Below are 1,135 nucleotides of genomic sequence, written 5' to 3' on the forward strand. Positions count from 1 at the left end.
TCAAATCAAAGTTAAAGTATATTTTCCCTTTACCCATGTGAGTTAAGTGAGTTTTACAGATTGAGGCATGTGCAGGTTTGTCATTATATTAAGTATATGACAACCAAGTAAAGTCTCAGCATCTTGGTTATCCCATTTCCTAGATCTTAGCTTGGTTCCAATAATACTTTTATATCGGTAAATAGTATTTTCTACAATTTCCCTCCTTCCATACTTATTTTTATAACACCCCACATGGTATCCTTTTTCTTTAATATAGTTTATGATATCAGACCTAGGTTGTGTATAAGCTGTCTTGGTATCTGCGCTTTGTATTAATGATTCTAAACATTTACGGTCATCAGTAATATGGTTGGTCATAATACGTGAAACTATTAATCCCTCTTTACTAACTCCGGTATAGCTGGCTTGCGCTATACTCTTCTTTTTACTTCCTACCTTATTTAAGCAACAAAACCATTCTTATGGGTAAGGATAACATTATTATTGCCGGCTATATTAATCATTTTTTATTCGGTGGTTATCCCTCTTTCTAGTGGTACCTAGCTATTGGCTGTTGTTTATCATAAGCTAAATTCTTATCTGCTTCACTAAGCTTCGGTTTTTTAGCTATTATATCGACCCAATGTTTTTTCTCTTTTTTATCATTAGTTTTATCGGTTTGTTTTTCTAATAATTGCTTATCAGTAGGTTCTAATTTTCGCTTTCTAAGTTCAATAAAAGCTTCCACTTTTTCTTCACTCTTATATCTATGTACTTCAACCTCCCTTTCTGCTGCCTCAAATTCTTTTATTTTTTCAGAGCATGAGGTCTGATATAGTTTCCTCGCTGTATATCCTTCTATAGTGATAGTAGAGTCAGCACCGTGCTCAAGTAATAGCTTATAACCTTCTACATGTCCGCCATCTGCTGCCATGTGTAAAGCTGTAAATCCTTCTTTATTGCATGCATTAATATCAGCTCCTCTCTTCACAAGTAAAGGAATTAGATTTATCTTACTTCCTATTAAACATAAATGTATAACCGTGTTCCCCTTTATATCGGCTGTTTTTATATCAGGATTATGTGCTAATATTAATTTAGCAATTTCATCGTAACCATTATATAAGGCATTTTGCAAAGGAGTCTGCTCATC

1 protein-coding gene and 1 pseudogene are annotated in these 1,135 nt (G+C 33.7%); both read right to left on the reverse strand.

What is annotated here, in order from left to right; genetic code table 11:
• Positions 1-42: 42 nt before the first annotated feature.
• Positions 43-270, reverse strand: a pseudogene (locus NF27_RS00095) (IS5-like element ISParac1 family transposase); the annotation flags it as partial.
• Between the two features lie 262 nt (positions 271-532).
• Positions 533-1,135: ankyrin repeat domain-containing protein (locus NF27_RS10910; protein ID WP_161791734.1), on the reverse strand; the 603-nt coding region annotated here is incomplete at its 5' end.

The organism is Candidatus Jidaibacter acanthamoeba (assembly GCF_000815465.1).
Lineage (GTDB): Bacteria > Pseudomonadota > Alphaproteobacteria > Rickettsiales > Midichloriaceae > Jidaibacter > Jidaibacter acanthamoebae.